Below are 25,768 nucleotides of genomic sequence, written 5' to 3'. Positions count from 1 at the left end.
TGCAGTTACCTATCTTAGTTCTTCATAATCTTCTTCAGTGAAAGGCTCGTTTGTGTCCCAATTAGGAAAACTAAAATCATCTTGTGAAAGATCTGGATATTCTTCTAAAGTATCAAAAAATGCTTCTGTATACGCCTCATTAATTTCTGAAAGTTCTTCTTCTATATCGTCGATATTATTTGTTAAATATCCAACTATCGCATCACCGATTCCCCCGACTTCTAATTTACCTGACAAATCTCTATCGAACTGAACTATCTCTTGATTTAATTCTTCTGGTCGAGGTACAGGTAAAGTTAGTTCTTCTTGAAGTTCAAGAATTGAGTTATATTGCTCATATGGTGGAGTTCCCTCAACATCCATTTTAGCCGGAAGCCCTGCTCCTGTATCAACAAGAACTTCTTTATAATAATTTTCTAGTGCATATTCTAAGAATAGCTTAACTTCTTCCCAATGTTCTGTATTCTCAGCAACGTGGATCCCAGTAGCTTCAGAGCCAGCAGGATAAAAATAAGATCCCCCGGTTTTTGTTGGAACTGGTGCAACTTCCCAATTCTCAAAATCATTATCATTAATTAATTGTCCGCCTACCCAATCACCACTAAATAAAAATGCACTGTTTCCGACTGCAAAGTTAGCTATCGCTGTTCCGAGTCCAATTTCTACACTTTCGTCTGACATAATTCCATCATCTAGTAATTGTTTCAAAAACTGAGCACTCTCGACATTTCCCTGCGAATTCAAATTCGGAACACCTTCCTTTAAGTTATAATACCAAGGTGTTTCAGGTGTAATTGCTGTTCCTATCATTTGTACGAGCTGCGCGTTTGCCCATCCTGGATTATTCCACATCAACGGGGAAATACCGCCGTCCGATTCTGCTAATATACGATTACCTACTTCGGTTAATTCTTCCCAATCAGTAGGAACATCATCTTCCGTTAACCCTAAATCTTCTAATACATCTAAGTTGTAAAACATCATCATTGCTTTACTTCTTGGAGACATCATTGGAAATGAGTAGACTGAACCTTCGATTGTTGTGCCATTTTCGTACCAAGTACCGGCGTGAAATTGATCTCTAACTTCATCTGTAAATATCTCGTCCAAATTTTTTATCGCACCTAGATCTACAAGTTCTTTTATTGCCATTGTATCGGTGAATAAATCGGGGAGGTCATCCTCTGATAAAGCTGTTCTTATTTGCGTTTCTGCCTCACCACCAGGAATTTCTTGCCAATCAATTGTAATATGAGGATGTTCCTCTTCAAATCCTGCAATGAATGATTCTAATCCGTCTCTTAGTTCAGCATATCTATTCCAAAATGTTAATGTAACTTCTTCTTCATTATTTTCACTTGCATTGCTATTTGCATCATTTCCTCCACAAGCGATAAGTATTAAACTAGCTAATAAAAGACCAGTAAGTAAATAAATTGTTTTTTTCATGATAATCTCCTCTCAAATTAAAGTTATATATATATTCAAATTCTAAATTAAACTTTTTACCCCCCCTATAAATAATTAATTTTTATAACACAATTTTAATTCTCTTACAGTAAAAGAATTTAGAAAAATTAAAATTGTAAGCGCTTGATGATTATTTTAGTTTAATATATTATTTAAGTCAACATAAAATTTTACCTTTTTTACCTACTTATTTTTATTTATTTTATACATTTATAAATGAATCTAAAAAATGACAAAGGAAATTAATTCTAACCTCCTTTGTCTAAAATCTTGTATAAAGCTGTAAAATAAAGATTTTATACCGTTATTATACAAATAAAAGTATTAGTTAAACTCAATAAATCACGCCAAATATTGTTTTAAGGGTTTTACAAACGCCAATAAATATTGTAGATTTAAAACAAATCAAGTAAAAACTAAGTTAAGTTTTACTACTTTTAAAAATGTATTATTTTATCAATGATCGAAAACAACCAACATATATTTAGTTCTCAATAATTTTTATCCTACATGATATACTAAGGATATATGCTTATGAACGTTATTATCATATTAAGTAAATAGGAAAATTTGAGGTGAAATTTGTGACTACTATAAAAGATATTGCAGATAAAGTAGGAGTTTCCATTGCAACGGTATCGAGAGTTTTAAACTACGACACTAAGCTATCTGTTAACGATAAAACTAAAAATAAAATTTTTGAAGTTGCAGAGGAGCTTTCTTATACAAAAAGACGTAAACGGAAACCGGCATTTCGAAGAATTGCTTTTCTTCATAATAAAACTAAGGAAGAAGAATTACATGACATTTATTATATGGCTATTCTTGTTGGGATAGAAGAGCGTGCTAATAACTCTAAAATTCAATTGCTAAAATTCTTAAAAGAAGACGACAAAAAAATCCCAAGTGATATCGATGGAATAATAATATTAGGAGACATTTCACAAAAACAAGTTGAATTTTTAAAAACGGTTTCTTCAAATCTCGTTTTCATTGATTGCTATCAAGATTTTGATAACTGTGATGCGGTATTAATTGATTTTGAAAAAGTTACAAATCAAATTTTAAATTATTTTATTAGCAAAGGTCATAAAAATATAGGCTATTTAGGTGGGTATGAGACTTATCAAGGTCTTATTCCCCCCATTCAAGAAAAGCGCGAAAAACACTATAGAAACTTTATGATTGAAAAAAACTTATTAGATGAAAAGAATATATATATAGGCAAATTCACTGACAAATCCGGCTATACTTTAATGAAACAAGCAATAATAGATTTAAAAGATGAACTTCCAAGCGCATTTTATGCTGGGAGTGACCCTATAGCAATTGGGGCACTAAAAGCACTTCAAGAGGAAAAGATAGATTTACCAGAAAGGGTTAGTATTATCGGTGTTAATGATATTAGTATTTCTAAATACATTTATCCGTCACTCAGCACTGTCAGAATAGAAACAGAGCTAATGGGAGAAACAGCTGTCGATCTTATTATAGAAAAATTTTCGAATGAAAGAAAAATTGCAAAAAAAGTCTACATAGACACTAAATTAGTCATTCGAGATACCACAAATTAGTTTTTTAATTTATATTTATTTCATTTAGCTATTCCCACTAAAAAAGGGCGCTAACAGGTGAGTTGGATAAAAAGGACGTGAGTTTCAAATGGATTTAAATAAAGCCTACGAAATAATGGATGTCGATGAGGATGTAACGTTAGAAAAACTTGATGAGCAATACATGTTATGGATTAAAATTAAAAAAGCAGAACGAGACAATGAACAAGAAAATACTCGTTCAATTGATTACATTGATCTCGATAGAATCACAGAAGCATATCAACTTATTAAAAATCATATTCTACCAAAAAATACTAGTCATAAAGAGTCCAAAAATGATGTTAAGGCAAAAATCAGGCACTTTTTTTATTATTATAAATATCACACAATTGGCGTTATCATTCTCTTTTATTTTTTTGGAGTACTCATGTACAATTTCATTGATCACAGAATAGAACAATCAAGGCTAGCCAATCTCCCCACTCCTGATATTGAAATTCTAATGTTAGGTGATTTTCACACAGAAAATATTTCACCACTTGAAGATTCAATCAATAGAAAGTTTCCAGAGTGGGAAAACGTACAAATCAATGTAGAATACTTCCCTAGCGAAACACTTTCAGAAACAGGACATGTTTCGATGGAAAGTTTGCAAGTCACCCTATATGATCAGGAGCCAGACATATACATTATGGATCAACAGCACCATGATTTACTTGTTGATTATGACTTATTTTCCCCTGTAACCATACAAAATAATCTGAAAGATAAAGTTGAAGGTGATTATATGAATTTTTATGAAAAAGATGGAGAGAATCATCTGTATGGAATTGATATAGCTAGAAGCGAAGTACTCAGTGAAATGGATTCTACTGGGAATGAGAAAATAGCCTCGATTCGAAACCATAGTCCAAATCATGAAAATGCATTAGCATTTATCGAAAAATCCATCCTTGAATTAGAATAGCCTATAAACATATTAATTTTTCACATGAATGAAACATTGTGTTTTATTGGAATCATGTTAAAACAAACGACATAAAATCTAACTTTCCAGAACCTTTATATGTGAAATATAGCGCTTGTTTCCCTTTTTCCAAGTTAACTTCTGCGCTATAATACGTATCGTTTTTATTCGGTTCAATCGGGATTTTGGCAAATGGTTCTGAATCTAATGTATTAGATATGAGCATATAACCAGAAGCACTCCCACGAACACACACCGCTATTTCCTGCAAGTCTGTTATCAGAAAATATTTAAATCCTGCAACCGCTCCCTCTCTCATATTTGCAATATACTGGTTTGGATTATCTTCCCTGTCCTTGCCAGTTTGTGTGAAATAGGGGTGATTTTTAAATGTTACATTGCCAAAATATGTTCCATATCTACCTGCACCTTCTTTTGACATTAGATGGCAAGCAATTCGGGCTTCATACTCTCCCTCCCCACATAATGGCCCATTATTTAGTCCACAACTAGTCAGTTCTACTTGTGGAATATATCCATCACCCTCTATCTGGATCGGCTCTGCAAGAGCTTGTCTAGAATAATGATGCCTATTCGTTTGCCTATGATAAAACACGTACCATTTATTTTTAATCTCGACAATACTTCCATGATTGTTCCCGATATAGTTATAAGCTGCTTTATCTGAACTGTAACCATTTATATAGAGATCTCCATTACTTACAATTGTTCCACCGTAAACAAAATCACCAGTTGGACTTTTGCTCGTAGCATAACAAAGCTCATGACCGTTTATCGAAGAGTAGATAAAATAATAGGTATTACCTATTTTTCTCAAAGAACTTGCTTCAAAAAACTCATGTCCTTCAAATCCCGTACCTGTTGCTTCGTCTACTTTCGAAAAGATAAGCTTTGGCTCCCTAATAACTGTCTTCATATCTGATGCTAATTGGATAACATGCCCTCCTTCACATGTTCGTTTCTTCCACCCTGTAAGAAAAGCAGGAACTCCACCCTTTCGTGCAAATCCAGAATACAAGTAAACACTTCCGTCATCATCCACAAAAACACCGGGATCAAACAATAAAGGATCACCACTTTTATTCCATAGTAGTTCGCCATCAGGAAGACTAACATAACCGTAGAACTCATATTTACCTGCTGGTGTGTCACAAACAGCCACTCCGATCACACTTTGAAACGCTGGTGTATAGTACAAGTAATATCTTCCATCTACACCAAGGGCAACGTCGGGTGCAAACATTTGATATAACCCTAATTTATTGATTGGATCCTGTTTCTTTCTATAAATAACCCCTTCATATCTCCAGTCGCTCAAATCGTCTACAGGAGCAGACCAACAGACATAATCGTTCATACAAAATAGTTTTCCATTAAATCTATCATGGGAACCATAAATATATAATCGATCTCCAAATACATAGGGTTCCGCATCCGGAATATATTCATAGCTTGGTAAAAATGGGTTAAAAACTTGCTTTTTCATCATTAAAACCATCCTCATTTGCTAAAATAGGGAGAGAACACATACCTCTTTTAAGTTGTAGTAATTACGTCATTTATTAAGCGAGTTTTCAACTATCAACACTAAATTGACATGAGTTAAGTATTTATTTTACGTTTATGCATGATTACGAATACAATAGTACCACCAACTAGTAATAACATACCTAGTATCAATATATTAAATATGCTTGTTGCTGTATCTGGGTTTTCTTTAGTAGAAACCCATTCTAAAACTGAAATTTCTTCTCCATCTATTACTGTAGAAGGATCATTATTGTATAGGTGAATCCATGACGAATGTCCAGGATATTGGTAAGGGGATCCATCTTCATTTGTATATAAACCTGACAAATCATGAACATCATCATAGTAAGTTAAATGTACGTCAGCACCAGCATCAACTAAACGCTCGTATGTTGGTAATACAGTTGTTTCTGGATCAACAATAGAATCATTTGCAGCATGTACAAACCACAATGGTGTTTTTGCGATGTTGTTTATGTCTTCATCAGAAATTAGTTCATCTTCTAATGATTCAGCAACTGCGATAGCAGCAGCAAAATAATCTGGATAGTCACGGAGCATAAGCATTGTCATGTATCCACCATTTGACAAACCACCAATATAAATTCTCGTTGGATCAATATCAGGGTTATCTGCAACATAGTCTTTAATCAAAGCCATAAGAGCATCTTCATAGATAGAGGTTCCATCACCTATAGAAGCAAAACCATCCATCCAAAATGTAGGTGTTTGTACCGATAACACATAAGCGCCATCATAGAAGTCTTGAACTTCATCTGTAATAAAATTTGTAGCTTTATTAGCTCCTAGTGTTACTGTTGGATCTGTACCACCTTCCGCCATGCCATGTAACCAAATAATTAATGGGGTTTTATCGTCATCTCCTGCAGGAACATAGTCAGCATATGTCAATCTTACACCGTCATACGTTGCTTCACCAGTAGAAAACTCATCGACTAGTTCGCGAATTTCACCTGAAGATTGATCAATTACTAGGCCTGAATCAGTAACTTGAGTAATTGTATAATCGTTCTCAGTCCAAGCGTTTTTTAAGGTATGTACATCAATGTTCATAGCAGAACCTAACGAAATAGTCGGTCCAATTTCCAGTTCTAAAACAATAAAATTAGAGATTCCATTAACTGGATTACCCGCTCTATCTGAAATATATGCGTTAGTAACTTTACGATACCCTTCCTCTAATAACGGTTCTTCTAATCTACTATCACTCCTTGATACAAATACATCATATAAATCCTTAGTTACTTCTTCTTCTGATACTTTTTCGCCTAAGTTAACAATTAACTTTGTAATAGACGGACCCCAATCGTCAACCTCAATAATTTTTTGATATGTATCTGGAGAAAATTCTATTTCTTCTGCTTGTACAACATTTGTTGTTTGTGGTAGAACCATAGAAAAAGCCAATACAACAATCAGTAATAGGGCTGTCAACTTTCTTAATTTCGATAGCATTGTAGTTCTCCTTTTATAAGTTATGTATCTAATAGTTTAGTAAAAGAGTATGAATAATATGAGTTTACTAACTCTATTAACTGACAAATTACGTTTACAATATTTAAGCAATAACAGTATTTCACTTGTGTTTTTCGTTGTTTTGATAATCCGTGTATACAGTAGACAGTAGAGAGTGTCCTCTATATGATAGCGAATAATGACGGAGATAATCAACTATCAAATAAAAACCATAGAAAAAAGGGCTCCGAAGAACCCTTGTGACAAAATTTTATTCTCGTTGCAACAAGTGTTTATTATTAGGTTACATTTCCCTCTCAATCAAAGCAACATTTTCTATATGTGCCGTATGTGGAAACATATCTACTGGTTGGACTTCCTTCGTTTTGTATCCGCGTTCCTCTAGATACTTCAAGTCGCGTGCCAACGTTGCTGGATTACAGGAGACATAAACGATCCGTAGTGGCTTCATCGCTGCCATCGTTTCCAGTAGCTTTTCATCACATCCTTTTCTCGGTGGATCGACGACAATCACATCTGCTTCGATCCCCTGCGCTTGCCACCAAGGAATGACGCTTTCCGCTTCACCGACGACAAAATCAGCATTGTCAATATGATTAATCTTCGCATTTCGTTTGGCATCTGAAACCGCTTCTGGAACAATCTCCACTCCGTATACTTGCTTTGCTTCTTGCGCTAAAAACAAACTGATCGTACCGATTCCACAATAAGCATCGATAACTGTTTCTTTTCCAGTTAACTTCGCATACTCAAGTGCCTTCTCATATAACACCTTTGTTTGCTCAGGATTCACTTGATAGAACGATCGCGCTGAAATCGCAAATTTAATGTCCCCGATAAAGTCATTTATGACATCTTCTCCCCATAGCTTTTCAGTACTCTCACCGAAAATCACGTTCGTCCGTTTTGGATTAATATTTTGCATGATGGATTTCAGATTAGGTAACTGATCCTGTAATGCTTGAACAATATTTTTCTTATTTGGTAACGCTTCTCCTTTTGTGACAAGGACGACCATTAATTCGTCTGTATGCTTGGCATGACGAACGACAACGTGACGAAGCGTACCTTTATGAGTTTTGTCATCATAGCCTCTTATCCCGTATTGTTTTGCTAGTGATTTCACCAATTGAACAACTTTGTCATTATCCTCGTGTTGGATAATACACGTATTCATATCAACAATTTTGTGGCTGCGTTCAGCATAGAATCCTGCCACAAGCTGCTTTTGTTGCTCACCAAACGGGACTTGCGATTTGTTACGGTAGCGCCACGGATCATCCATACCAAGTGGAGAATGAACTGGAACTTTGTTAAGTCCACCGATTCGAGCTAACGTCTCACGAACTTGATTATGCTTATGTTGCAATTGTCCTTCATAGCTTAAATGCTGAAGTTGACAGCCTCCGCACCATTTAAAAATCGAGCAAGGTGGCTCAACTCGTTGCTCACTTTCCTTTTTTACATTTATGAGCCGAGCGAAACCGTAGTTTTTCTTTACTTGGACAACTTTCACTTCTGCTTCTTCACCTGGTAAACCACCTTTTACAAACAATGGATAGCCATCCTTCTTGGCCACACCTGCTCCTTCATGTGTTAAGTCTTCAAAAGTGACTTGAATCGTCTCATTTTTACTAACAGGGGCTTGTTGCTGATTCATCGTATCTCGATCCTTTCCGTTCTCCATTTGTCTGCACCTGATTGTACCATATAAAAGAGTTTGAAAAAATCAGCAAGGCTGATATGATAGTAAAGATGATTTTAATCAATGAGGTGAATATGAATGGCGATACTAAAACGGAATGAACCATGCCTTTGTGGCAGCGGGAAAAAATATAAGAAATGCTGTTTAAATAAAATTCAGACGAAACAGAATTTTGATCTGTCAGATCAACGAGCTTATAACGAACTACTTCCAAAATTATTTGACTATAGCAAAGAATTCGACTATCAAATCCAACCAATTTATGAAAAATACGTTGCATCTTTTGACCGATTATCAAAAGCAGATGCACAAGCATTTTCACAATTGCTGTTTCATTGGATGATCTTCAACTATCCGGTAAATGAAGAGAGTGAAACGATTTTAGTAAATTATATAAAGCAGCAAGGTCCAATGTATTCTGAAAAATTCCAACAGTTTTTACAAGAATGGAATGATTTACAGCCGAGGATATTCAGAATTACCGCATCAGATAATAAACAGATCATCGTTTATGACATATTTCACGATCAATCGATAACGATAGAAAAAACGCCAGCATCTGCGAATTTAAATGAAGGTGATCGAATCATCGGTTATTTGTATCCGACACCAACAGGCCATTCTCTTGGTAATGACGCTATTGCGATTCCAGAAAAATTAGAGGAAGCTTTTTTAGCTCATTGGAATAATATGAAAAAAATAACTGAAAGGCGTTTTGCCACTGATATAAAATCTGAGCAAGACTGGTTTTCAGATCACTTTCATGATGCGCTAGACGTACTTGGATTAATGTTTGTTTCTGGGAAAGACCTTTTAGCAGAGGATAAACTCAGTGAACCTAGTAAGCACGTACTGCAAATCCTTTCTGAAAAAATCGAATTGGAGCCAAGTAATTATACTAGCTTTATGAACGCAAAAATAAGATGGATTTCATACACACTGAAGCATGCACCAAGAATACAAAAACCTGAAGCTTTCGCTGCGGCCTTGGAATATTGGGTTAGCAAACAAGCTTCCAATAGCCATATATCGCAGAAGAAATTGGCTGAAAAGTATCATGTTTCAGTTAGTACTATTTCGAATAAATACAAAGACATAAATGATTTTTAAATAGAAGAAAAAAGAGCTCAGAAGTCTGAGCTCTTTTTATGTACAATTTAGTAGTCACTATCTACTTTTTCACCTTCAACAATTTTCACACCAGCACTTGCTCCGATTCGAGTAGCACCTGCTTTCACCATTGCTTGTGCATCTTCAAGACTACGTACACCACCTGAAGCTTTCACACCAGCTTTATCACCAACTACTTTTCTCATGAGAGTTACGTCTTCAATCGTTGCATTGCCTGTCGAGAAACCAGTCGATGTTTTAACGAAATTAAGTCCTGCTTTTAAGGCAATTTCACAAGCTACTGTTTTTTCATCGTCAGTAAGAAGGCAAGTTTCCAAAATTACTTTTGTTAATGCTTTACCTTCTGCAGCTTGCACAACTGCACGCATATCTTCTTCAACTAAATTATTGTTTCCATCCTTTAACGCACCAATATTCAAAACCATATCAATTTCTGTAGCCCCATTATCAATTGCATTTTTTGTTTCAAATGCTTTTGTTTCAGGTGTAGTCGCACCTAAAGGAAAACCAACAACGGTACATACATCAACTTCACTTCCTTTTAAAAGCTCTGCTGATTTTTTAACCCAAGTCGGATTAACACAAACAGATGCAAATTGATATTCCTTCGCTTCTTCACATAACTTGACGATTTGTGCCTCTGTTGTATCAGGCTTTAATTGTGTGTGATCAATAATTGATCCAATTGTTTGACTCATAACTATCATCCTTTCGTTTATATCATATATTCTACCTTATTTTTAATATTTCAGCATTAGATAGTATTCTTATTGATTAAGTAAACACCTATTAGAAAAACATTCCTGCAATTGATGCATTTAATAACGAGGCAAGCATCCCCGCCATTACTGCCTTTATTCCTAAACTCGCAATATCTCCTCGTCGACTTGGCGCCAATCGACCGAGGCCACCTAATAAAATTCCTAAAGACGATAAATTAGCAAATCCACATAGAGCAAAACTTATAATCAGAACAGTTTTCGGATTTAGAGTATCAATATTAGGTGCGAACGCAGCATAAGCTACGAACTCATTTAAGATAAGTTTTTGTCCAATATATGACCCAGCCTCAAATGCTTCGGCCCACGGAACACCTATTGCAAATGCTAGCGGGGAAAAAATCATTCCAAAGATATTCTGTAATGTGATTCCTTGAAGATTAATCAAAGCCTCAGAACCAAATAATCCTAAAAAGAAATTAACGGTTCCATTTATTATGTTTTGCGCCCCTCCTAATAACCCATTAGCTAAAGCAATTAAAGCAATAAATGCCAATAACATAGCCCCTATATTTAGCGCCAAATAAAGACCCGTACTAGCTCCTCTTGCAGCGGCATCAATCACGTTATACGATTCTTCATCATCCTCCATTTTAAATTCTTTTTCATCAGAAGTTGCTTTTGGATCAGTTTCAGGTAACATAATTTTTGCCATGACTAAACCGGATGGTGCCGCCATAAAGCTTGCTGCAAGTAAATATTCTAGGGGAACTCCTAATAGTGAGTAACCGATTAACACGGACCCTGCTACAGAAGCTAGTCCACCTGTCATGACTGCAAAAAGTTCGGACCGTGTCATTTTCTCAAGAAATGGTTTTACTACCAGTGGTGCCTCCGTTTGTCCAACGAAAATATTTCCTGCTGCAGATATTGACTCTGGTTTACTTGTTCCGAGAAATTTAGATAACGCCCCTCCTAAAAATTGAATGATTTTTTGCATAATTCCTAAATAATAAAGAACAGAGATAAGTGAAGAGAAGAAAATTACTACTGTAAGCACTTGAAAGGCAAAAATCATCCCTACACCTTCAGCTTCAAATAGACCACCAAATAAGAAATCAATCCCCTCGTCGGTGTAGCCTATAATATTGTTTACTAGAAACGTGAATTCTTCTAAAACTTTTCTTCCCAAATCCCACTGCAACACAACAAAAGCAAATGTAAACTGTATCGCAAGTCCACCAATAATCGTTCTCGGCTTAATTGCCTTACGGTCATTGGAAAATAAAAATGCGATGGCTAATACGACAACAACACCAAACAATCCCCATATAATATTCATCACAACTGTCACTCCTAACGTTAATTCCTATTTATCCATTTGTTCCGACCTGACATCTAAATAACTTAGCAACACCGGCGGTTATAATATGGTTTCCTAAAAACGCCATTATATGATGATCTCTCTTAACCTTTTAGGTTTATAATACCCTTTTTTTAGAGATCATCGGTTTTAACTAGTACAGAGCTTCTGAATGGTTTACAATACTAAATAAGAGGGTATATTTAGCACATAGATTAATATGAGGTCACATATTTAGGAGTGCTTTGATTGCCTTTAACAAAAGATCAAGAAAAACGAAAGCTCCCCTCGAAATCTCGAGGAGATGAAAAACGTCATGATGAAAACGAACGATTTGAAAAGCTTCTCGACAAACTTGAGGACATGACAACCAAGGGGCACATGAAAGATATAGCCTATCACTTTACAAATAAAAAAGAAGTGATTAAAGTCAATTTACTAGCAGGTGTTGCCCGCGGGGTTGGATTAACACTTGGTACAGCGATTTTCTTAGGGATTCTCTTCTTTATTCTTTCGCAAACAGTTTCGCTTCCCTTAATTGGTGATTATATTGCACAACTTTTAGAGGTGATCGATGCTCAACGTGAATAACTACAAAAAATAGTTTTGCACATTATTAAAAAAACTTAGCTTGTCGCCAAGTCCTTCATGGCGAAAGTCTTAGTTTATCTTATACTTTAATCCTTTAGCGAAGTTAAACATGCTTAAAGTATAAAACCAAATTTAAAACGAGGTGATACATATGGATTGGTTAGGAATAGGCGTATTTATTTTATCTATCGGTTTTGCAGTTCTCGTACTCATCCTTATTCCGGTTATGAAAAAACTCACGGAAACGTTAGGTCATACAGCTAACACTGTAGCGACAGTCAACAAGAGTATCGGGGAAGTAACAGGAGAAACAACAGTGATTCTGTTTAATGCAAACGAAACATTGGTCGATGTGAATAGCAAAGTTACAAAGCTTAACCCACTCTTCGATATCATTCATGATACTGGAAAATCAGCTCACCATTTAACAACAACAATGGCTCGCTACACTTCAGGAAAAGCAGATAGCGCTCAAACTAGTGCAGAAATTCTCGACAAAAATAATATTGAAGGAATTTTGCGTGGCGCAGCGTTCATCTATTACTTACGTAAAGCAAAACAAGAGTTTAGCAAAACTAACTAAGCTCACAGAAAAACCGTTGAAAAGCAATTGCTTTTCAACGGTTTTTATTAGTTCAGGAAAAGCTTTCCCGAATAATTTATCACCTTTACATTAAATCTTTCTTTTGAAAATAGACGCCACTTGTTCCTAAAAAAGCAATCGCATAAACCGCTAGAATAGCTAACGAAAATCCTATTCCTACCCCAGGTAAAAATTCATCAACCACTGCATATGAAGGAAGCTCCAAATGAGCGATAAAGATAAATTTATACCAAGCAGTATCTGCTAGTAACATCGAGAACCCTTGTGCCATGCTTGTGAAAAACAGAATAAATATCCCTATACCAACCGCTAATGTTTGGCTTTTAAACAAGATAGAAAGGGAAAAGGAAATGATGACAAACATCATCATATTCAAGAAATACAACCCTACTTTTGCAGGGAAAATATCCGATACTGTTGTATAAAGAACGTCGCCATAGAAACTATGTTCCACGATTGGTGTTGAGAAACTACCTGACCCAAAGGCGATTGTACCCATAAGTAAATTACTCAGTAGCAGTACAAGGATCATCATAATCGAAAATCCTACAACCGTGATAAATTTTGCAAGAAGCACTTGCCAGCGCTCGAATGGTCGAATTAATAAATGTTTCATTGTCCCATTATCAATTTCAGAGGAAACAATCGAGCTTGCAACAATCACACTGAAAAGCGTTACAAACGACGCAATACCTAGAGCTGTATCATTCATGAAAATTGCATTATTCATTTCATTTGGATTTATGCCTGCTTCTAACATCTCTTCGTTCTCTTCAATCCTTCGCTCCGCATCCTCTTGAATCCATTCTTCTTCTGTCTCGTTTTCTAAAATCTCCTCTTGTTCAGCAATTTCTGTTTCTAGTGTTACAGTCCAGCCGTCATCTCCAGAAGCCGTACTATCCTCATTAACTATGATTGTGCTATAGATAATGGTCAAACCTAGCATTAAAATTACGATCGCACCTAAGAAAATCCAAGTTTGCTTTTTATTCCAAAGCTTTATCCACTCATTTTTCAATAATGGTATCATCGATTATTTTCCCTCCTTCTGTAGTTCTTTATCTTCCGATGTCAGAGCAAGGAATTTATCCTCAAGAGAGGTCTTCTTCGATTCAATTCCATAAACGTTCACATCTGCTTGGACAAGCTTACGATTCATTTGAGGAATAAGATCATGTGTCATTTCTATCAGGAGCTGATGATCATTCTCACGCTTTAGAGTAGTCACACCTTCAATAGATTCAATCACCGCTTCAGCACCCTCTATTCCTGCTTTATCTAAGTTCAACGCAACAACCAACTTATCGGAACTGCCATTTTCATTTAAAGCTGCAATATTTGTCTCATCAATGATATTACCATTTTCCATAATTACAACTCTGTCACACATCAACTGCATTTCCGATAGTAAATGAGATGAGACCAACGTCGAAATCCCTTGATTGGCAAGTTGTCTTAAATAGTCTCGTAGCTCACGAATCCCTTTTGGATCAAGGCCATTCGTTGGTTCATCAAGGATAAGTAATGCCGGTTTATGTAAGATGGCTTGAGCTACCCCTAAACGTTGTTTCATCCCTAAACTGTATTTCTTTACCTTGTCATTAATAGCATGAGTTAACTTAACGAGCTCAATTACTTCATTCATTCGTTCTTGTGTAATCCGTTCATTTATTGACATTCTCGCATATTGTTGCAAATTTTTATATCCACTCATATGATCGTAAAATGATGGATTTTCGACAATTGCACCGATATCTGATTTACATGATTTCCCTTCTGTATCTATATCATTTCCATTGATATAAACTTTTCCTTCTGTTTTTTTAATCAGACCAACGATCATGCGAATCGTTGTCGTTTTACCTGCCCCATTCGGTCCCAATAATCCAAGGATTTCGCCTCGTTTCATTTGAAACGACGCATCTTGTACAATTTTTTTATTACCGCTTACCTGTTTCGTAAGCCCTTCTACTTCCATGACAAAATTACTCATAGACTCTCTCCTTTTCTTAATTCATCTCATTTTCAAAAATTTATTTTCTTGCTACCAACTTCACTTAAATCGTTAAGGAATACTCTAATTATTAATACGATTCAACTGGAAGATAGTTTCAATAAATTGAATTTTTTTGTACAAATTCCTTTGCTGAAAGTTTAGTAAAATTAAACCCTTCTACTGATGCATATTACACCATTACAGAAAAAAGCAGAGGTCCAATAACCTCTACTTTCCCACTGTATATAACTATTCTTAATATAGATCTTGAAAACAACTTAATTTCTTATTAGGAACCATAATATCTACGTGATTATGTAAATTAGTAAACTCACCTGGGATAGTTCCACCGTATTCTCCATCAAGGTTCAACTGCAAATCGGTTTCGGCATGAACCTTAATCCTATTTGCTTGAACATAAATGACTCTTTCATCATGAATGTGTTCACCACGCAAAGCAGCACTTGTCACTCTCACCACATCGGCTAAATTTGTTTTCTTTAAAATAAGCAAATCAAATAACCCATCATTTAAGTAAGCGTTTGGTGCTAATTTATCAAATCCTCCAACCGAATTTGTATTTGAAACAAGAAACAGCATGATGTCACCCTCAAACAACTTCCCATCATACTCGATCGTCACATAATTCGGACGGATTCTTGGCAGTTTCTCAAACCCCTTAACATAGTAGGCGACCTGGCCTATCATTGTTTTTAATTTACTCGGAACCTCATAAGTTAGCTCTGTCAGTGTCCCAGCTCCCGCAATATTAATAAAGTACATCTCGCCTACTTTCCCAATATCGATTGATTGCTGTCTACCGTCTACTAGCACATCACATGCTTCTTCAATACTCTTAGGTAAATGTATAGCACGTGCAAAATCATTGCTTGTTCCCCCTGGTAAAATCCCAAGGACTGGCCGTTTTTCCTGCTCAGCCATGCCATTAATCACTTCATGTATCGTTCCATCGCCACCTGCTGCTATAATGAGGTCATATTGTCTTTCACACGCTACTATAGCTGCATTTTTTGCAGAGTCCTTCCCTGTCGTTGCATGGGCAGATGCTTCATACCCTGCTTTCTCTAATTTCTCCAAAATATAAGGAAGATGTTTCTTAACATGTTCCCTTCCAGAGGAAGGATTATAGATTAACCTCGCCCTTTTCATCGCACGTCCTCCATTAATTACCATATGTTTTATCAAGCACATTATATCATTTTTTATCGTTAATTAGAATCGATATGGCTATGTGAACCTTAATGAAGCTTGGATAATTGTAATGAAATACACTCTCCTATTCGAAATTTATCAGCAATCTAAAACTTTGAATTGTGAGCAAAATCATAGCTGAAATAATAATTATCCAGTACTATTTACAGAAAGGAGGCTCCAATTAAATGTCTAAATTATTTCATGTCTTGTTTATATCTTTGTTATCAGTTGTCTTGTTTAGTGCTTTATTAGCAGGATATCAACAATTATTCACTCAGACTGGCCATGAAGTAAGTTATGGATTGTTGATGGGGATTTACTCCTTTTATACGCTTCCTATCTTTATTCTTGGTGGCATTCCTACTACGTACCTCATTAATTACTATACTAGAAAACAAGGTTCCCCTATTTTAAAATTACCTGAGTCATACTTTCGATCATTTGCTATGTATGGTATTGCCGGGATCCTTGTCACAATTGTTTATTCTTCATTAACCGCTTTTGCATATGGTGGCGTTTACATCTCATTATCCGATTCACTAAGATCAATTATCCTCGGCTTAGTAGGAGCAAGTATCTATTATCACTTACAATTACTTCTTAATATTGACTGGGAAAAATTAAAACAAAAAAGATTTGAAGAAGCTCAACAGAATATTTAATCGTTTATGGACGATCACATAGATCGGCTTTTATTGTTACCTGTTTTTTATATAAAAATCTGATAGAAGTGCATATTTTTAAAACCACCTGTATTTTTTTAAAGAAGCTATTATTCTATTCCACACAAAAGTGACCCTTATCCTTGTAGGGATTCAAAGGGCCACTCACTTTAAATATTCACCATTCATGTAATTCATTACCTTCTTCCTAATTATCTTGCAGATGTTTCGATTCGAATCCCCGTGCACCGATATTGCGGTTTTGGTACACTTCGCTCACCTACGTCATTGGATTCACATCCTTTAGTAAGTTAAGTTATTCCCTCTCAAAAAATCTGATAAGATATTATAATTAATTACCGAAGCGATTCTCCTTTCGTTTCAAATTAGCAATGATTATTGCTTAATACGTATAATATACAATTAATTATGTATTGTAAATATTCAGATTAATTAGTTTAAGGTACTTATCATTGGAAAATCTCTTATTTAATCAATTTTTCTTCCGTTTACTTAAAATTTCATTTTATTTTTTATTGTTTTTTTATAGACACTGACATTTTTCACCTAATCCTGTAAAATTACAGTAAGGGAGGTTTTCACTTAAATGCTAACTAAGAAAAAATTCACAATTATTCTATCCTTTTTAACAATTCTATTGATTTCTCTAATTGTTATGAATGAATATAGTATTTACAAAGCAAGCGAGTTATGTAAAGATGTTGGTGGCACCCCGGACTTGGCTAAAGATTTTCTTGCAGTCAATTGGAGTTTTAGTTGTGATCGCCCTAGTGTCGGTGTTAAATAATGAGTTCTCATGATAACTATTCATTTCAAATAAGTCATTTAACAAAAGAGGATGCTGTAGATATTGCTAATTGGCAATATCCCTCTCCTTACGAATTATATAGTATGGATGGATCAGAAGAGGTTGTCTCTGTACTTCTTACTCACGATTACTTCCTCGTATCGACAGAAAGCCATCACCGTTTCGGATATTTTTGTCTCGGTGAAGAAGGTCGCGTACCAGGAGGTTACCATGCAAACTTATACGATGACAGTGATAACATTATTGACTTAGGTCTCGGTATACATCCAGACTACACAGGTGAAGGATTGGGAAGTTCCTTTGTTCATGCTATTCTTCAATGGATTAAAATAAATCGGCAAATTGAACAGGTTAGGTTAGTCGTAGCTTTATTTAATGAACGAGCCATTCGTACATATGAAAAGGTAGGATTTAGCCGTACAGATATTTTCTATACTAGGATTGGAAATTGGGACATTCCATTCCTTACTATGACGATATCTTTACAAAAAACTACTCTGAATAGCATGGAGTAATTAATGACACTTTTTTGTTGTTCTCACAAATCAATATTACTGAAAGGAGACAAACAACAGTGCGAAAATCCTTTGACTACATTTTCATTTTTCTTATTGGTTATCAAGTTTACTTCCTGCTTTTTTTATTGTTTACTCCAGCTTCGAATCAAACCATCTCATTATCAATATCGTTTCTCGGCCTTTTTCTCTTTGCTATTGTCTGGTCTAAAAGGGAAGTTTTCTTCTCAAAAAAACATGTCAACATGGCGAAAATTACTGGAATGCTGAGCATAAGTTCAATTTTAATTTATGTATACCTTTTTGGTTTCCCTAGCCCATTTATTTAATTGCAGTTTTCTGAAATGCAGCTGTTTTATGCTGATATTTCGTCGCCGTATGCTCAAAACTCATGCCTCTTTGCTGGTTCGATCGGCGGATGCACAAGACGCCTCCTCTTCTGATGTATTTTTTTCAATCTAACTTACTCCCCGGACTAGAGGACTCACCTTGCACATTTATACTCAAAAATACCACTAATAAATACAAAAGGACTGTCAAATTAGACAGCCTCTTCGTTTATTATCTCTGTTTAATTTCTTCTACTAGTAATTGATTCACCATCTGCGGATTCGCTTTCCCTCTAGATGCTTTCATTATCTGTCCAACTAAAAAGCCAATCGCCTTATCTTTACCGTTTTTATAGTCTTCAATTGATTTAGGATTTCCATCTAATGTTTCATTTACCATTTTTCGGATCTCGCCTTCATCACTGATTTGCACGAGTCCTTTATCTTTTACAATCTTCTCAGGATCTCCACCATTTTCAACCAACTCTTTGAAAACTTTTTTCGCAATTTTTGATGAAATTGTTCCCTTTTCAATCAACTTGATCATATCAACCAACGCCTTAGGAGTCATTGGGATATCGCTGATCTCTTTGTTATTTTCTTTCAAAAATGCGTTAACTTCTCCCATAAGCCAATTTGATAACGGTTTTGCGGGCCCATTTAATGCCAATCCTTGTTCAAAAAAGTCGCTCATTTCCTTTTGTTGGGTGAGAACACCAGCATCATAAGCAGGCAGATCTAACTCTTCCACATAACGTTTCTGTCTCGCATCTGGAAGCTCAGGAATCCCCTTACGAACTTCTTCTTTCCACTCCTCACTAATATAAAGGTTTACCAAATCTGGGTCTGGGAAGTAGCGATAGTCATCTGATCCCTCTTTAATTCTCATTAGAACCGTTTTCTTGCCTGGTTCATTCCAGCGACGTGTTTCTTGAAGAATTTCGCCACCGTTTGAAAGTTCTTCTGCTTGGCGGACTTCTTCGTACTCCAAGCCTTTAAGCACATTTGTAAAAGAGTTTAAGTTTTTCAACTCTGTTTTCGTACCAAATTCCTCTTGTCCTACTGGTCGCAATGAAATGTTAGCATCACATCTTAGCGATCCTTCTTCCATTTTACAATCCGACACTTCGGTATATTGCATTATTGCCTTAAGTTTTTCTAAATATGCATATGCTTCTTCGGGTGTACGAATATCTGGCTCAGAAACGATTTCTACAAGAGGCGTTCCAACGCGATTGTAGTCAACAAGTGTGTGTCCATCTTCGTCATCGTGAGTCAGTTTCCCCGCATCTTCCTCAAGGTGAAGTCGAGTAATTCCGATCCGTTTTTTCTCACCATTCACTTCAATTTCTACCCATCCATTTTCTCCGACTGGCTTATCAAATTGTGAAATCTGGTAAGCTTTTGGATTATCAGGATAAAAATAATTTTTTCGGTCGAATTTCGTCATTTCACCAATCTCGCAATTGAGTGCCATAGACGCCTTCATCGCAAATTCGACAGCCTGCTTATTCAGCACAGGTAATACCCCGGGATGACCGAGACAAACCGGACACGTATGTGTATTCGGTGGTGCTCCAAATTCCGTGGAGCAACTACAGAAAATCTTCGAGTTCGTTTTTAGTTCAACGTGTACTTCAAGTCCAATGACTGTTTCAAAACTCATGTTTATGCCCCCCTCCTATAGCTCTGGCTTTTGTTTATGGTAGTCTGTTGCTTGTTCGAAAGCATGCGCTACTCGATAGACTGTTTCTTCATCAAAATGTTTACCGATGATTTGCAATCCAACAGGTAGTCCATCTGCTAATCCACAAGGAACACTTATCGCTGGAACACCAGCTAAGTTTACTGGAATAGTTAAAATATCATTGGCGTACATTGTTAGTGGATCATCGAGTTTTTCACCAAGTTTAAACGCTGTTGTTGGTGTCGTCGGCCCGACAATCACATCATAATTTAAGAAGAGCTCTTCAAAGTCTTGCTTGATTAACGTCCGTACTTTTTGTGCTTTTTTATAATATGCATCATAGTAACCTGAACTAAGAGCAAAAGTTCCTAGCATGATTCTGCGTTTCACTTCATCACCAAAACCTTCTGTTCTCGTTTGTCTATATGTTTCAATTAGGTTGTCTTGTTCCTTTCGAACACCATAGCGAATCCCATCAAATCTTGATAAGTTTGCTGATGCTTCTGAGGACGCCAGTAAATAATAAGTTGCAAGCGCATATTTCGAGTGTGGCAGTGAAACTTCTTCCCAAGTCGCTCCTAGTTCCTCTAAATGCTTCAATGCTTGTGTCACTTGCTTTTTCACATCTTCACTAACACCTTCAGCTAGATATTCTTTCGGAACACCTATTTTCATGCCTTTGATGTCACCACTCAAGGCAGATAGATAGTTTGGAACAGCGATGTCTGCACTCGTTGAATCTCGTTCATCGTACCCTGCGATCGTCTGCAAAACATAGGCATTGTCTTCAACACTTCTAGTTATTGGCCCGATTTGATCCAACGAAGAAGCAAATGCGACAAGACCATAACGAGAAACTCGACCATACGTTGGTTTTAACCCTACAACACCGCAAAATGCCGCCGGTTGCCTGATTGATCCCCCTGTATCTGAACCTAATGAGAAAGGTACTTCTCCCGCTGCAACTGAAGCTGCTGAACCACCACTAGATCCGCCAGGTACTCTCGTTAAATCCCAAGGGTTCTTCACTTGTTTATAACTCGAATTTTCATTTGACGACCCCATTGCAAATTCATCCATATTCAGTTTTCCAATAGTAATTGCGTTCGCAGACGAAAGTTTCTCAACAACCGTCGCATCGTATACCGGTTCAAAATTATCGAGCAATTGACTTGCACACGTCGTTTTCAGTCCTTTTGTAGACATATTATCTTTAATACCAACGGGCAAACCAAAAAGAATCTCTTCCGTATTCGTTTCTCCACTTACTAATTGATCATCAAGAACCTTCGCCTGTTTCAGGGCAGCATCTTTATTTAATCGAAGAAAAGCTCCTACTTTATCATCTACTTCTTCAATTCGCTTAAATGAAGCTTCTACCAGTTGTGTCACTGACACTTCTTTCTTATGTAATAACTCTTGTAAATCACGTAATTTGTGGTCAAATAATTCCATTTGTTTCCCTCCTATTCAAGCACAGACGGTACTTTAAACTGTCCATCCTTCTGATCTGGTGCATTTTTCAATGATTCATCTCTTGATAATGATGGCTTTACTTCGTCTTCACGTAGAACATTTCTCACATCTAATACGTGAGAAGTAGGTTCGACATTTTCAGTGTCTATTTCGTTTAATTTCTCTGCAAAACTAATGATCTCATCTAGTTGAACAGCATATTGTTCAATTTCCTTTTCAGTAAAATCAAGCCTTGCTAAATTAGCAACGTGTTTTACTTGGTCTTTAGTAATTCGTTCCAATGATTCCACCTCCATAGTTTTAAAAATACTCGGTTAAGCACAAGTGCTAGCAAAAATTTCACGAGTTTTCATATCATTTAATTTAAATTAATCTTTTCTTACTGTACAGAAATGTCTGACTTTACAATAGTATGATCATACCAAAAATGCACTAGACAAGCAATCCACGGAGGTAGAAAGTCAGAATTTTATAGTCGCAACTTTTATTATATTACTAAGTTATCATATCGCTCCTTTAGGTAGTTTCAACTCTCACAAAAACTCCCTGACTTATTGTCAGAGAGTTTTCCCATAATTACTTATAAACATGAATAAACGGTTCTTGCTCAGTGTCCGGATAATGCACAATCAATGCTTCTGATCCATTAATAGATTCTAAATATATATTTATCGGTGCTTGAGTAGTAAAAGTCGAATCAATTCTACCACTAATAAATTGTGTTAAAGCAACAATCTCGGCTTTTCCATGAGACTGGAGGTTGACTTCAATTGTCAACTCTTCTAAAGTATCGTTTTTATAACGACCTTTTCCGACAACACCGACCGTTCGATCAAAAAATTCTTCAATGTCATCCCGAAATTGCGTAAAAGCACTAGATAAATTTGGCTGGTTATCTCTTGCCTCTCCAGATGGAAAAACAACGTAATCTTCACTAACAGATTCCCAACCTTCTATCTCACTCGCTCCTCTTCCCACTTCAGCGATCGAAACAAATCCACCTGGAACAACCGAACCTCTATCCTCTTCTCCATACAGGGCAAAAGTTATCGGTATTTCCGTAAGTTCCTCTCTCTCTCGAAGACGCTCTAAAATCTCCTGAGCCATTTCGCGGCCCATTTCCAGTCTCTCTTCATGATCCAAAGGTTCTTCATAAAAATTGTATTTACCTTCCTCATCTTCTGTACGGAAATAATAAGTTGATCGTAATGACAACCCTATCACCATTCCACCCAGGTTAACACCGTCTTCTTCGTTTCCTGTAAAATAATTGTGTTCCATGATATGAGATAAAACAAGAGGGTTGCTACTCATTTTTTCTTCGTCATCGTCCCCTTCTCCTAGCGGTGGGTTCAACCCAAATTCATAGCGAGGCTCGTCAGGGTCATACCTCCGTAGCCAACTATTTACCGTATCAGAATCGAGGAATTGTCCTTCTTGGAAATAATACTCTTCTTGATCATAGATTCCACTAGCTATCTCCATTAACCCTAATTCAAATTGATTTAAATCGACGCGTATTTCATCCATAGCATGTGCCGCTCCTCGAGCTTCACTTCGATGATACTTCCCATCGACTAAAACATTTCGATAAAAGTTATCCGGCGAATCAATCGTCGGCGTAATAATAAATTGTTGCTCTTCTTCCTCTTCTGTTTCTTCTACAATAATCACGTCTTCTTCACTTCGTTCAATTGATGGGATACAACCTGATAAAAGCAATACAAACGTGAGTCCGAGTAAACTCCACTTTTTCATTCATCCACACTCCTCGCCATCGACCTTTTGGCGTCTCAAACTGATAAACCGTCAATCGACTTGCCTATTAACTATTTTCTCACAAACCGATGACACGGTCTAGCCTAACCTTTTTCATGGTCTTCCCTATGTCCTTTAGCCTAGTTCTGTTATTAATCGAGCTTCATCCCACACGTCAATTTCAAGTTCAATTGCTTTCTTCAGTTTCGACCCTGCTCTTTCGCCTGCAATGAGTATATCTGTTTTTGCAGTGACACTTCCAGTCACTTTACCACCAAGTGCTTCAATTTTTTCCTTGGCTTCTTTTCGCGACATCTCTTCCATTGATCCAGTGAGGACGATTGTTTTACCTGCAAAAACAGTATCCAAATTTTCTGTAGCCTGGAGCTTTGGACCTGTATATATCATATTAACCCCTAAGTTTTCTAATTCTTCCAGTAACATTTGCACTTCTTGCTTGTCAAAATAAGTCGCAATCGCATCAGCCATTTTCGTGCCAATTTCATCAACAGCTTCTAATTGTTCAATTGTCGCGTTTTGAAGAGATTTCATCTTTTCAAAATTCATCGCTAAGGTCTTCGCAGCTTTTGCCCCCACGAAACGAATCCCTAATCCAAACAATAGTTTTTCAAGTGAATTTGTTTTTGTTACTTCAATCGCTTTTAATAAGTTATCAACCGATTTCTCACCCATTCGTTCTAATTTCATAAGTTCTTCTCGTTCAAGACGATATAGATCAGCGACATCTTCTACAAGTTCATGTTCAAATAACTGAGTAATTACAGCTTCACCCAATCCATCAATATTCATTGCATTCCTTGAAACAAAATGAATCAAACCTTCGCGTATTTGTGCAGGACACTTTGGATTCACACATCGTAAAGCCACTTCCCCTTCAATACGAACCAATTCACTTTTGCATTCTGGGCATTCCGTCGGCATGTGGAAATCTTTTTCTTCTCCCGTACGTCGATCGACTAGGACATTAACTACTTTAGGAATAACGTCGCCTGCCTTTTTTATCGTCAGTTTGTCACCAATTTTTACATCTTGCTGGCGAATAATATCTTCGTTATGAAGAGAGGCGCGCTGAACCGTTGTTCCTGCGACCGTTACTGGATCTAAAATAGCTGTAGGTGTAACAACACCCGTTCGTCCAACACTCAATACGATATCTCTTAACGTAGTTATCACTTCTTCTGCTGGAAATTTAAATGCAGTTGCCCAGCGAGGATTTTTCGCTGTAAAACCTAATCTTTTTTGATCTTCCAATCGATCAACCTTAATGACAATTCCATCAATTTCATATGGGAGATTTGCTCTTTTCTCTAGCCAACCTTCACAATATTCAACAACTTCTTCTATATTTTCACAATGCTTGGCTTGATCGTTTATTTTAAATCCAAGCTCGCTCACGTATTGCAAAGATTCATGATGAGAGTCCAACACTTTCTCTTCAAGTTGCCCAACAGAATATATAAAGATATCTAACTGACGTTTCGCAGCAATTTTTGGATCTAATTGGCGCAAAGAACCAGCTGCTGCATTTCTAGGATTAGCAAATAACGCTTCTTCTTTTGCTTCCTTTGCTTTGTTGAGACGATTAAATGAGCTTTTTGGCATGAAAGCTTCCCCACGGACATCGATTGTCACTGATTCTCTCAACTTCAATGGAATTGTCGCAATGGTTTTCAAATTGCTTGTAATATCTTCTCCTGTCGTTCCGTCTCCTCGAGTCGCGCCTTGTACAAAACGTCCATTTTGATACTTAAGTGTGACTGCTAGTCCGTCAATCTTCAACTCGCAACTGTAAGAAGCCTTGTGCCCCAATCCTTGTTGAACACGCCGATCAAAATCATGTAGTTCTTGAGCATCAAAAGCGTTCGATAAACTAAGCATCGGAACTTCATGTTGTACTTTACTAAAATGATCTAACGTCTCTCCACCTACTCGTTCACTTGGAGAGTCCTCACGTTTTAAGTCCGGATATTTGACTTCAAGCTCATTTAGTTCTCGCAAAAGGTGATCGTATTCTGCATCACTTACTACAGGTTGGTCCAACACATAATATTGGTGAGCATAGTCATTTAACTTATCGGTTAGCTGATCGATTTGTTTTTTCACTTGATCGTTTGACATAAATATCT

General features: G+C 36.5%; 22 protein-coding genes. 8 read left to right on the top strand and 14 right to left on the bottom strand.

Features of this window, described 5'->3' with window-relative positions; translation table 11 throughout:
* Positions 1-9: 9 nt before the first annotated feature.
* A complete protein-coding gene (locus ACM26V_RS21375) occupies positions 10-1,449 on the bottom strand; it encodes an ABC transporter substrate-binding protein (RefSeq protein WP_416148789.1) in 1,440 nt (479 codons plus the stop codon).
* A gap of 605 nt (positions 1,450-2,054) precedes the next feature.
* Here ACM26V_RS21375 and ACM26V_RS21370 point away from each other — a divergent pair.
* Both ACM26V_RS21370 and ACM26V_RS21365 read left to right on the top strand, forming a co-directional pair.
* Positions 2,055-3,044: a LacI family DNA-binding transcriptional regulator gene (locus ACM26V_RS21370; protein ID WP_416148788.1), complete on the top strand. Its 990-nt coding sequence runs from the start codon at positions 2,055-2,057 to the stop codon at positions 3,042-3,044.
* Between the two features lie 88 nt (positions 3,045-3,132).
* Positions 3,133-3,993: a hypothetical protein gene (locus ACM26V_RS21365; RefSeq protein ID WP_416148787.1), complete on the top strand. Its 861-nt coding sequence runs from the start codon at positions 3,133-3,135 to the stop codon at positions 3,991-3,993.
* 52 nt (positions 3,994-4,045) lie between these two features.
* Here ACM26V_RS21365 and ACM26V_RS21360 read toward each other — a convergent pair whose 3' ends face one another.
* The 3 genes from ACM26V_RS21360 to rlmD all read right to left on the bottom strand — a co-directional run bounded on the left by ACM26V_RS21360 (position 4,046) and on the right by rlmD (position 8,701).
* Complete coding sequence (locus ACM26V_RS21360) at positions 4,046-5,503, bottom strand: family 43 glycosylhydrolase (RefSeq protein WP_416148786.1); 1,458 nt, start codon at positions 5,501-5,503, stop codon at positions 4,046-4,048.
* Positions 5,504-5,616: 113 nt separating this feature from the next.
* Complete coding sequence (locus ACM26V_RS21355) at positions 5,617-7,020, bottom strand: prolyl oligopeptidase family serine peptidase (protein WP_416148785.1); 1,404 nt, start codon at positions 7,018-7,020, stop codon at positions 5,617-5,619.
* 304 nt (positions 7,021-7,324) lie between these two features.
* Positions 7,325-8,701, bottom strand: a complete 1,377-nt coding sequence (rlmD, locus tag ACM26V_RS21350; protein WP_416151940.1) for a 23S rRNA (uracil(1939)-C(5))-methyltransferase RlmD — start codon at positions 8,699-8,701, stop codon at positions 7,325-7,327.
* 123 nt (positions 8,702-8,824) lie between these two features.
* Between rlmD and ACM26V_RS21345 the strand changes: the two genes are divergently transcribed.
* Entirely contained in the window at positions 8,825-9,856 is a 1,032-nt protein-coding gene (locus ACM26V_RS21345; protein WP_416148784.1) for an SEC-C domain-containing protein, read from the top strand.
* A gap of 47 nt (positions 9,857-9,903) precedes the next feature.
* Here ACM26V_RS21345 and deoC read toward each other — a convergent pair whose 3' ends face one another.
* Positions 9,904-10,575 carry a deoxyribose-phosphate aldolase gene (deoC, locus tag ACM26V_RS21340; RefSeq protein WP_416148783.1) on the bottom strand — a complete coding sequence of 224 codons (672 nt, stop codon included), beginning with the start codon at positions 10,573-10,575 and terminating at the stop codon, positions 9,904-9,906.
* 91 nt (positions 10,576-10,666) lie between these two features.
* Entirely contained in the window at positions 10,667-11,938 is a 1,272-nt protein-coding gene (locus tag ACM26V_RS21335; RefSeq protein WP_416151939.1) for a NupC/NupG family nucleoside CNT transporter, read from the bottom strand.
* Positions 11,939-12,208: 270 nt separating this feature from the next.
* Here ACM26V_RS21335 and ACM26V_RS21330 point away from each other — a divergent pair, with 270 nt between their 5' ends.
* Together ACM26V_RS21330 and ACM26V_RS21325 are read left to right on the top strand one after the other, a co-directional pair.
* Positions 12,209-12,550 carry a DUF5665 domain-containing protein gene (locus ACM26V_RS21330; RefSeq protein WP_416148782.1) on the top strand — a complete coding sequence of 114 codons (342 nt, stop codon included), beginning with the start codon at positions 12,209-12,211 and terminating at the stop codon, positions 12,548-12,550.
* A 151-nt stretch (positions 12,551-12,701) separates the two neighbouring features.
* Positions 12,702-13,133, top strand: coding sequence for a DUF948 domain-containing protein (locus ACM26V_RS21325; protein WP_416148781.1), 432 nt, complete (start codon positions 12,702-12,704; stop codon positions 13,131-13,133).
* Between the two features lie 85 nt (positions 13,134-13,218).
* Here the strand turns inward: ACM26V_RS21325 and ACM26V_RS21320 are convergent, their stop codons facing one another.
* From ACM26V_RS21320 to ACM26V_RS21310, 3 genes are all read right to left on the bottom strand, one after another.
* Positions 13,219-14,184: an ABC transporter permease gene (locus ACM26V_RS21320; protein ID WP_416148780.1), complete on the bottom strand. Its 966-nt coding sequence runs from the start codon at positions 14,182-14,184 to the stop codon at positions 13,219-13,221.
* Positions 14,185-14,187: 3 nt separating this feature from the next.
* Positions 14,188-15,147 carry an ABC transporter ATP-binding protein gene (locus tag ACM26V_RS21315; RefSeq protein ID WP_416148779.1) on the bottom strand — a complete coding sequence of 320 codons (960 nt, stop codon included), beginning with the start codon at positions 15,145-15,147 and terminating at the stop codon, positions 14,188-14,190.
* Between the two features lie 258 nt (positions 15,148-15,405).
* Positions 15,406-16,320 carry a diacylglycerol kinase gene (locus ACM26V_RS21310; RefSeq protein WP_416148778.1) on the bottom strand — a complete coding sequence of 305 codons (915 nt, stop codon included), beginning with the start codon at positions 16,318-16,320 and terminating at the stop codon, positions 15,406-15,408.
* 230 nt (positions 16,321-16,550) lie between these two features.
* Here ACM26V_RS21310 and ACM26V_RS21305 point away from each other — a divergent pair, with 230 nt between their 5' ends.
* The 3 genes from ACM26V_RS21305 to ACM26V_RS21295 all read left to right on the top strand — a co-directional run bounded on the left by ACM26V_RS21305 (position 16,551) and on the right by ACM26V_RS21295 (position 18,371).
* A complete protein-coding gene (locus ACM26V_RS21305) occupies positions 16,551-17,027 on the top strand; it encodes a hypothetical protein (protein WP_416148777.1) in 477 nt (158 codons plus the stop codon).
* Positions 17,028-17,634: 607 nt separating this feature from the next.
* Positions 17,635-17,835, top strand: coding sequence for a hypothetical protein (locus ACM26V_RS21300; protein ID WP_416148776.1), 201 nt, complete (start codon positions 17,635-17,637; stop codon positions 17,833-17,835).
* Positions 17,835-18,371, top strand: coding sequence for a GNAT family N-acetyltransferase (locus tag ACM26V_RS21295; protein ID WP_416148775.1), 537 nt, complete (start codon positions 17,835-17,837; stop codon positions 18,369-18,371). Before ACM26V_RS21300 ends, ACM26V_RS21295 begins: the two co-directional genes overlap by 1 nt.
* Before the next feature lie 561 nt (positions 18,372-18,932).
* On the opposite strand, the gene gatB is transcribed toward ACM26V_RS21295, so the two are convergent.
* The 5 genes from gatB to ligA all read right to left on the bottom strand — a co-directional run bounded on the left by gatB (position 18,933) and on the right by ligA (position 25,760).
* Positions 18,933-20,366: an Asp-tRNA(Asn)/Glu-tRNA(Gln) amidotransferase subunit GatB gene (gene gatB, locus ACM26V_RS21290; RefSeq protein WP_416148774.1), complete on the bottom strand. Its 1,434-nt coding sequence runs from the start codon at positions 20,364-20,366 to the stop codon at positions 18,933-18,935.
* Between the two features lie 15 nt (positions 20,367-20,381).
* On the bottom strand, positions 20,382-21,842 hold the full coding sequence (gene gatA / locus ACM26V_RS21285; protein WP_416148773.1) for an Asp-tRNA(Asn)/Glu-tRNA(Gln) amidotransferase subunit GatA: 1,461 nt from the start codon (positions 21,840-21,842) through the stop codon (positions 20,382-20,384).
* Positions 21,843-21,853: 11 nt separating this feature from the next.
* A complete protein-coding gene (gatC, locus tag ACM26V_RS21280; protein WP_416148772.1) occupies positions 21,854-22,144 on the bottom strand; it encodes an Asp-tRNA(Asn)/Glu-tRNA(Gln) amidotransferase subunit GatC in 291 nt (96 codons plus the stop codon).
* A gap of 295 nt (positions 22,145-22,439) precedes the next feature.
* Positions 22,440-23,621, bottom strand: coding sequence for a CamS family sex pheromone protein (locus ACM26V_RS21275; protein ID WP_416148771.1), 1,182 nt, complete (start codon positions 23,619-23,621; stop codon positions 22,440-22,442).
* Between the two features lie 135 nt (positions 23,622-23,756).
* Positions 23,757-25,760, bottom strand: coding sequence for an NAD-dependent DNA ligase LigA (ligA, locus tag ACM26V_RS21270; RefSeq protein WP_416148770.1), 2,004 nt, complete (start codon positions 25,758-25,760; stop codon positions 23,757-23,759).
* Between the last annotated feature and the right edge of the window lie 8 nt (positions 25,761-25,768).

The organism is Salipaludibacillus sp. HK11, assembly GCF_047795645.1.
In the GTDB taxonomy this organism is placed as follows: Bacteria; Bacillota; Bacilli; order Bacillales; family Salisediminibacteriaceae; genus Salipaludibacillus.
This window is presented reverse-complemented; position numbering and strand designations above follow the sequence as displayed.